The 5,482-nt window shown below is 69.9% G+C and carries 7 protein-coding genes; 2 read left to right on the top strand and 5 right to left on the bottom strand.

The genetic code is table 11. The features are described from left to right. From AC27VN_RS31510 to AC27VN_RS31495, 4 genes are all read right to left on the bottom strand, one after another. Positions 1 to 533 (bottom strand): NAD(P)/FAD-dependent oxidoreductase (locus tag AC27VN_RS31510; RefSeq protein WP_490879101.1); only part of this gene is annotated, 533 nt, incomplete at its 3' end. Further along, a complete protein-coding gene (locus AC27VN_RS31505; protein ID WP_209544154.1) occupies positions 530 to 1,276 on the bottom strand; it encodes an amino acid ABC transporter ATP-binding protein in 747 nt (248 codons plus the stop codon). The genes AC27VN_RS31510 and AC27VN_RS31505, both read right to left, overlap by 4 nt. Next, on the bottom strand, positions 1,273 to 1,941 hold the full coding sequence (gene ehuD, locus AC27VN_RS31500; protein ID WP_057591978.1) for an ectoine/hydroxyectoine ABC transporter permease subunit EhuD: 669 nt from the start codon (positions 1,939 to 1,941) through the stop codon (positions 1,273 to 1,275). Before ehuD ends, AC27VN_RS31505 begins: the two co-directional genes overlap by 4 nt. Positions 1,942 to 1,955: 14 nt before the next feature. Next, a complete protein-coding gene (locus tag AC27VN_RS31495) occupies positions 1,956 to 2,735 on the bottom strand; it encodes an ABC transporter substrate-binding protein (protein ID WP_203202304.1) in 780 nt (259 codons plus the stop codon). A 168-nt stretch (positions 2,736 to 2,903) separates the two neighbouring features. Here AC27VN_RS31495 and AC27VN_RS31490 point away from each other — a divergent pair, with 168 nt between their 5' ends. Together AC27VN_RS31490 and AC27VN_RS31485 are read left to right on the top strand one after the other, a co-directional pair. Continuing rightward, positions 2,904 to 3,728 (top strand): IclR family transcriptional regulator, encoded by an 825-nt coding sequence (locus tag AC27VN_RS31490; RefSeq protein ID WP_093340419.1) that lies wholly within the window; start codon positions 2,904 to 2,906, stop codon positions 3,726 to 3,728. A gap of 95 nt (positions 3,729 to 3,823) precedes the next feature. Continuing rightward, positions 3,824 to 4,894, top strand: coding sequence for an adenosine deaminase (locus tag AC27VN_RS31485; protein WP_490879100.1), 1,071 nt, complete (start codon positions 3,824 to 3,826; stop codon positions 4,892 to 4,894). On the opposite strand, the gene AC27VN_RS31480 is transcribed toward AC27VN_RS31485, so the two are convergent. After that, positions 4,849 to 5,482, bottom strand: a 634-nt coding sequence (locus AC27VN_RS31480) for an MFS transporter (RefSeq protein WP_490879099.1), incomplete at its 5' end; no start/stop codon positions are given. The genes AC27VN_RS31485 and AC27VN_RS31480 overlap by 46 nt on opposite strands.

Genomic DNA, 5,482 nt, shown 5'->3' with positions numbered 1-5,482 from the left:
CCGCCCGCGAAGGCCTCGGTGCCCAGGCGCGCCGCCACGTCGGCGCGATCGAGCATCTGCGTGGCGGCGCCGCGCCGCGCCCATTGCTCGGCGCGCGCATGCATGGCGGCGATGTGCTGGGGCGAATAGGCCACCTGCAGCCAGCCCTTGCGCACCGGCTGGCAGTCGATGCCGTGGCGCTCGATCAGCTCGAACACCAGGTCGGCCGAGCGCGAGACCGCGTCGATCAGCGGCTCGGCGCGCGCGGCGCCGTAGGTCCGCACCAGTTCGTCGGGATCCTGCTTGAGCGTGGGATTGACCTGGCCGCCGTTGCGCCCCGAGGCGCCCCAGCCCGGCTCGTGCGCCTCGAGCACGCAGACCTTGGTGCCGGCCTCGGCCAGGTGCAGCGCGGCCGACAGGCCCGTGAAACCGGCGCCCACGATCAGCACATCGGCGCGCTGCGAACCCGCCAGCGGTGGCGTCGGCGGTGCCGCCGGCGCGGTGGCGGCCCACAGCGAAGGAGGCAGCGTCGATGGCGATGTGGCGATGCTCACGCGCGCACCTCCGCCGACGGATGCAGCACGCGGCGCAGGAAGTCCTGCGTGCGCGCCTGGCGCGGCGCGCCCAGCACCTGCGCGGCCGGGCCTTCCTCGACGATGCTGCCGCTGTGCAGGAAGCACACGCGGTCGGCCACCTCGCGCGCGAAGCCCATCTCGTGCGTGACCACGATCATGGTCATGCCCTCGTCGGCCAGCGCGCGCATCACGCCGAGCACGTCGCCGACCAGCTCGGGGTCGAGCGCCGAGGTGGGTTCGTCGAACAGCATGGCCTCGGGCTTCATCGCGAGCGCGCGCGCGATCGCCACGCGCTGCTGCTGGCCGCCCGAGAGTTGCGCCGGCCAGGCCTGCGCCTTCTCGGCCAGCCCGACCTTGGCGAGCAGCGCGAGCGCCTCCTCGCGCGCCTGTGCCGGGTTCTGGCGCAGCACGTGCACCGGGCCCTCCATCACGTTCTCGATCACGGTGCGGTGCGGGAACAGGTTGAAGCGCTGGAACACCATGCCCATGCGGCTGCGCAGCCGGTGGATGGCGGGTGAGTTCCGGTCCACGCGCTCGCCGAAGGCGCGCACCTCGCCGCCCTCGTACGACTCGAGGCCGTTGATGCAGCGCAGCACCGTCGACTTGCCCGAACCCGAGGGGCCGATCAGGCACACCACCTCGCCCTTGTCCACGCGCAGGCTCACGCCCTGCAGCACGCGGTGCGCGCCGAAGCGCTTCTCGAGGCCTTCGACGTGGATCATGGCTTCCTCCTTCCGGCGCCGAAGCGCGCCTCGAGCCGGCGCAGGCCCCAGACCAGCGGCAGGCTCATCAAGAGGTAGAGCAGCGCGACCAGCGTGTAGACCGTCATGTTCTGGAAGGTGGAGGAGGCGATCAGCTGGCCGGCGCGCGTCATCTCGGCCACCGTGATGGTCGAGACCAGCGAGGAGTCCTTGAGCATCATCACCAGCGTGTTGCCGTAGGGCGGCAGCGCGATGCGGAAGGCCTGCGGCAGGATCACGCGCCGCATGATCAGCGCCGAGCGCATGCCCATGGCCTGGGCGGCCTCGCGCTGGCCCGGGTCGACGGCCTCGATGCCGGCGCGGAAGTTCTCGGCCTGGTAGGCCGAGTAGGCGATGCCCAGCCCGATCACGCCGGCCTGGAAGGCCGTGAGCTGCACGCCGAACTCGGGCAGCACGAAGTAGATGTAGAACAGCTGCACGATGATCGGCAGCCCGCGGATCACGTTGACGATCACCGCGCCGGTCCACGAGACGGCGCGCACCGGCGACAGCTTCATCAGCGCCAGCGCGAGGCCGAGCACGCTGCTCAGCAGGAACGACAGCACGGTGACCTGCACCGTGACCACCGCGCCCTGCAGCAGGATCGGCAGGAAGTCCTGCGCGTGTTGGAGGAACGAGGAGGCCATGGCTCAGCGCGCGCTCAGATGCCCCATTTCTGGACGATCTTCGCCAGCGTGCCGTCGGCCTTGATCGCGGCGATGGCCTTGTTCAGCCGCGCCAGCGTCTCGGTGTCGCCCTTGCGCACCACCAGGCAGACGTCGCCCACATTCACGGGCTTGTAGCTGTCGACCAGCTTCACGCCCGGGAAGGTGTTCTGCCGGATCTGGTAGGCCATGATGGGCTGGTCGCCGAGGCCGGCCTTGATGCGGCCGAGCGAGAGGTCGCGCGTCATGTCGGCCACCGAGTCGTAGCTGCGCACCTCCTTGAAGATGCCCTTCTTGGTGAGCATGTCGAGGAACACGGTGCCGACCTGCGCGCCCACCACCTCGCCCTTGAGCTCGTCGAGCGTGGCGTAGGCGCGGGTGTCGTCGGCCTTGACGATCAGGCCCTCGCCGTACGAATAGACCGGGTCGCTGAAGTCGACCACCTCCTGGCGCGCGGGCGTCTTGAGCATGGCGGCCGAGACGATGTCGATCTTGCGCGCCGTGAGCGAGGGGATCAGCGCCGAGAACACGGTCTGCTGCACGTTGACCGTGAAGCCGCCCGCCTTGCCGACCGCGGTGACGGTGTCGACCATCATTCCCTGGATGCTGTTGCTCTTCACGTCGAGGAAGGTGAAGGGCACGCCGGTGGCGGTGGCGCCCACGTTGAAGCTGGCCGGGGCCGCGCCCTGGGCCGCCGCGAGCGAGGCGGCGCCGGCGATGCAGAGGCCGAGCGCGAGGCGGCGCAGCGGGCGGAGGTGGCGAACGATGCGATTCATGGAAGCACTCCTCAGGACAAGAGAGAGAAAGGAAGGAAGCGAGGTCAACGCAACATGCATGCCAATAATCGATTCGATTGACTCTTTAATCAATAAATGAAAACCACTAGTCGAATTGATCGTATCGATATTCGATATTTCATCGGGCGCTAGCTATACTTCGACCCCATGGACCCCACGACCGCCCCCACCGGGACCGCCGACGACGCGGCGCCCGAGGACAGCCAGAGCCTTCTCTTCAACCAGTCGCTCGAGAAGGGCCTGGCCGTGCTGCGCGCCTTCAGCGCGCGGCGGCGCACCATGACGCTGGCCGACGTGGCCGCGGCCACCGACATCACCAAGAGCTCGGCCCAGCGCATGGTCTTCACGCTCGAGAAGCTCGGCTACCTGCGCAAGCATCCGAAGACGCGGCGCTACCAGCTCACGCCGCGCGTGATGGAGATCGGCTTCAACTACCTCGCGGCCAATGCGCTGATCGACGTGGCGAACCCGTACCTGTCGGAGCTCACCAAGGTGACGACCGAGACCTCCTGCCTCACCGAGCCCGACGGGCTGGACATGGTCTACGTGGCGCGCTTCGTGAGCGCGCAGTTCGTGCCGGTGCACATGCCGATCGGCAGCCGCATCCCGATGTACTGCACCGCCTCGGGCCGCGCCTTCCTGAGCGCGCTGCCCGAGGACGAGGCGCGCGCGCTGATCGAGGCCTCGGACCGGGTGGCCCATACCACCCACACGCTGACCGAGGTCGAGGCGATCCTGGCCACCTTGCGCCAGGCACGGCTGCAGGGCTTCGCGACCAATGCCGAGGAGCTGTTCCTCGGCGACATGACCATCGCCGCGCCGGTGCTCGGCAGCCAGGGCCGGCCCGTGGCCTCGGTGCACGTGGTCGCGCCCACCAGCCGCTGGACGCTGGAGGAGGCGGTGCGCAAGCTGGCGCCCACCCTGCTGCTGTGCGCGCGCTCGCTCACGAGCTCGGCGCGCAGCCTCGATTGAGGCCATACGGTTTCGCGCATTGCGCGGCCGCGGGCAGCCTTTATGCTCGCGCGAACGCAACGCCCCACGGCGCCCCCCATGCGCCAGACCCCACCATGACCGACTTCCGCCCCGCCGCCGACCACCTGCGCTTCGACGCCATTCCCGCCGAGCGCCTGCCCGAGTTGCTGCGCGCCATGCCCAAGGCCGAGCTGCACATGCACATCGAGGGCTCGCTCGAGCCCGAACTGATCTTCGCGCTCGCGCAGCGCAACGGCGTGGCCATTCCCTACGCCAGCGTCGAGGAACTGCGCCAGGCCTACGCCTTCACCAACCTGCAGAGCTTCCTCGACATCTACTACGCGGGCGCGAGCGTGCTGCTGAAGGAGCAGGACTTCTTCGACATGGCCTGGGCCTACCTCGAGCGCGCCGCGGCCGACCACGTGGTCCACACCGAGATGTTCTTCGACCCGCAGACCCACACCGCGCGCGGCGTGGCGATGCAGACCGTGGTCGACGGCCTGCATCGCGCCTGCGTCGAGGCGAAGGGCAAGCTGGGCGTGAGCGCCTCGCTGATCCTGTGCTTCCTGCGCCACCTGAGCGAGGAAGAGGCCTTCGAGACCCTGGAGCAGGCGTTGCCGCATCGCGACAAGTTCATCGGCGTGGGGCTCGACTCGAGCGAGGTCGGCCATCCGCCCGAGAAGTTCGCGCGCGTGTTCGCGCGCTGCCGCGAGCTGGGCCTGCACCTCGTGGCCCATGCGGGCGAGGAAGGCCCGCCCGAATACGTGTGGAGCGCGCTCGACGTGCTGAAGGTGGAGCGCGTCGACCACGGCGTGCAGAGCGCGAAGGACCCGGCGCTGATGCAGCGGCTGGCGCAGGACCGCATCCCGCTGACCGTGTGCCCGCTGTCGAACCTCAAGCTGTGCGTGTTCCCCGACCTCGCGCAGCACAACCTCGGCACCCTGCTCGAGGCGGGGCTGGTCGCCACGGTGAACTCCGACGACCCGGCCTACTTCGGCGGCTACATGAACCAGAACTTCACGCAGACCTTCGAGGCCACCGGCCTGAATGCGCGCCACGCCTGGCAGCTCGCGGCCAACAGCTTCGAGGGCAGCTTCATCGACGAGGCCGCCAAGCGCGCCTACGTGGAGCGGCTCAACGCCGTCTTCGCCGACTTCGGCGCCTGACAGGCACCGGCGGAGGTCGAAGGCGCGCGCGGTGCCAGCAGCGGCACCGCGACCAGCGCGCAACCGGCCGCCGCGAGCCACACCAGCGGCCAGCCCTGCGCCGCCATCAGGTGCGGGATCGAGAACGGCGTGACGAAGCAGACCAGGAACACGCTGGTGTTCGCCATGCCCAGCGCCGTGCCGGCGCGCGCGGCGCCGGCCAGCGTGGCGAGCTCGGTGTAGGCCACGCCGTGCCAGGCCGAGACGCAGATGCCGCTCACGCCCAGCAGCACCACCAGCGCGATGCGCAGCGCCTGCGATTCGGCGGCCACCTGCGCGCCGGTGCAGAACACCAGCAGCGCGAGCAGCGCGAACAGCGCCACGCTGAGGCTGGCGCAGGCGCGCAGGTAGGCCGGCCGGTTGCCGCGCCGGTCGGTCCAGCGCCCGCTCCACACGCGCATCGCCATCGCGCCGGCCTGCAGCGTGACCATGGCGGCGGTGATGGTCGCCAGGCCCGCATGGCCGAAGTCGTGCAGGAACACCGTGCCGAAGGACAGCACCGCGAACTGCGGCGCGCAGAGGATGCCGATGCCCGCGACGATGCGCCAC

Source organism: Variovorax sp. 20P10.2.4 (assembly GCF_058244205.1).
Note: the sequence above shows the minus strand (reverse complement) of the source record. Positions and strands in the feature narration are given on the sequence as shown.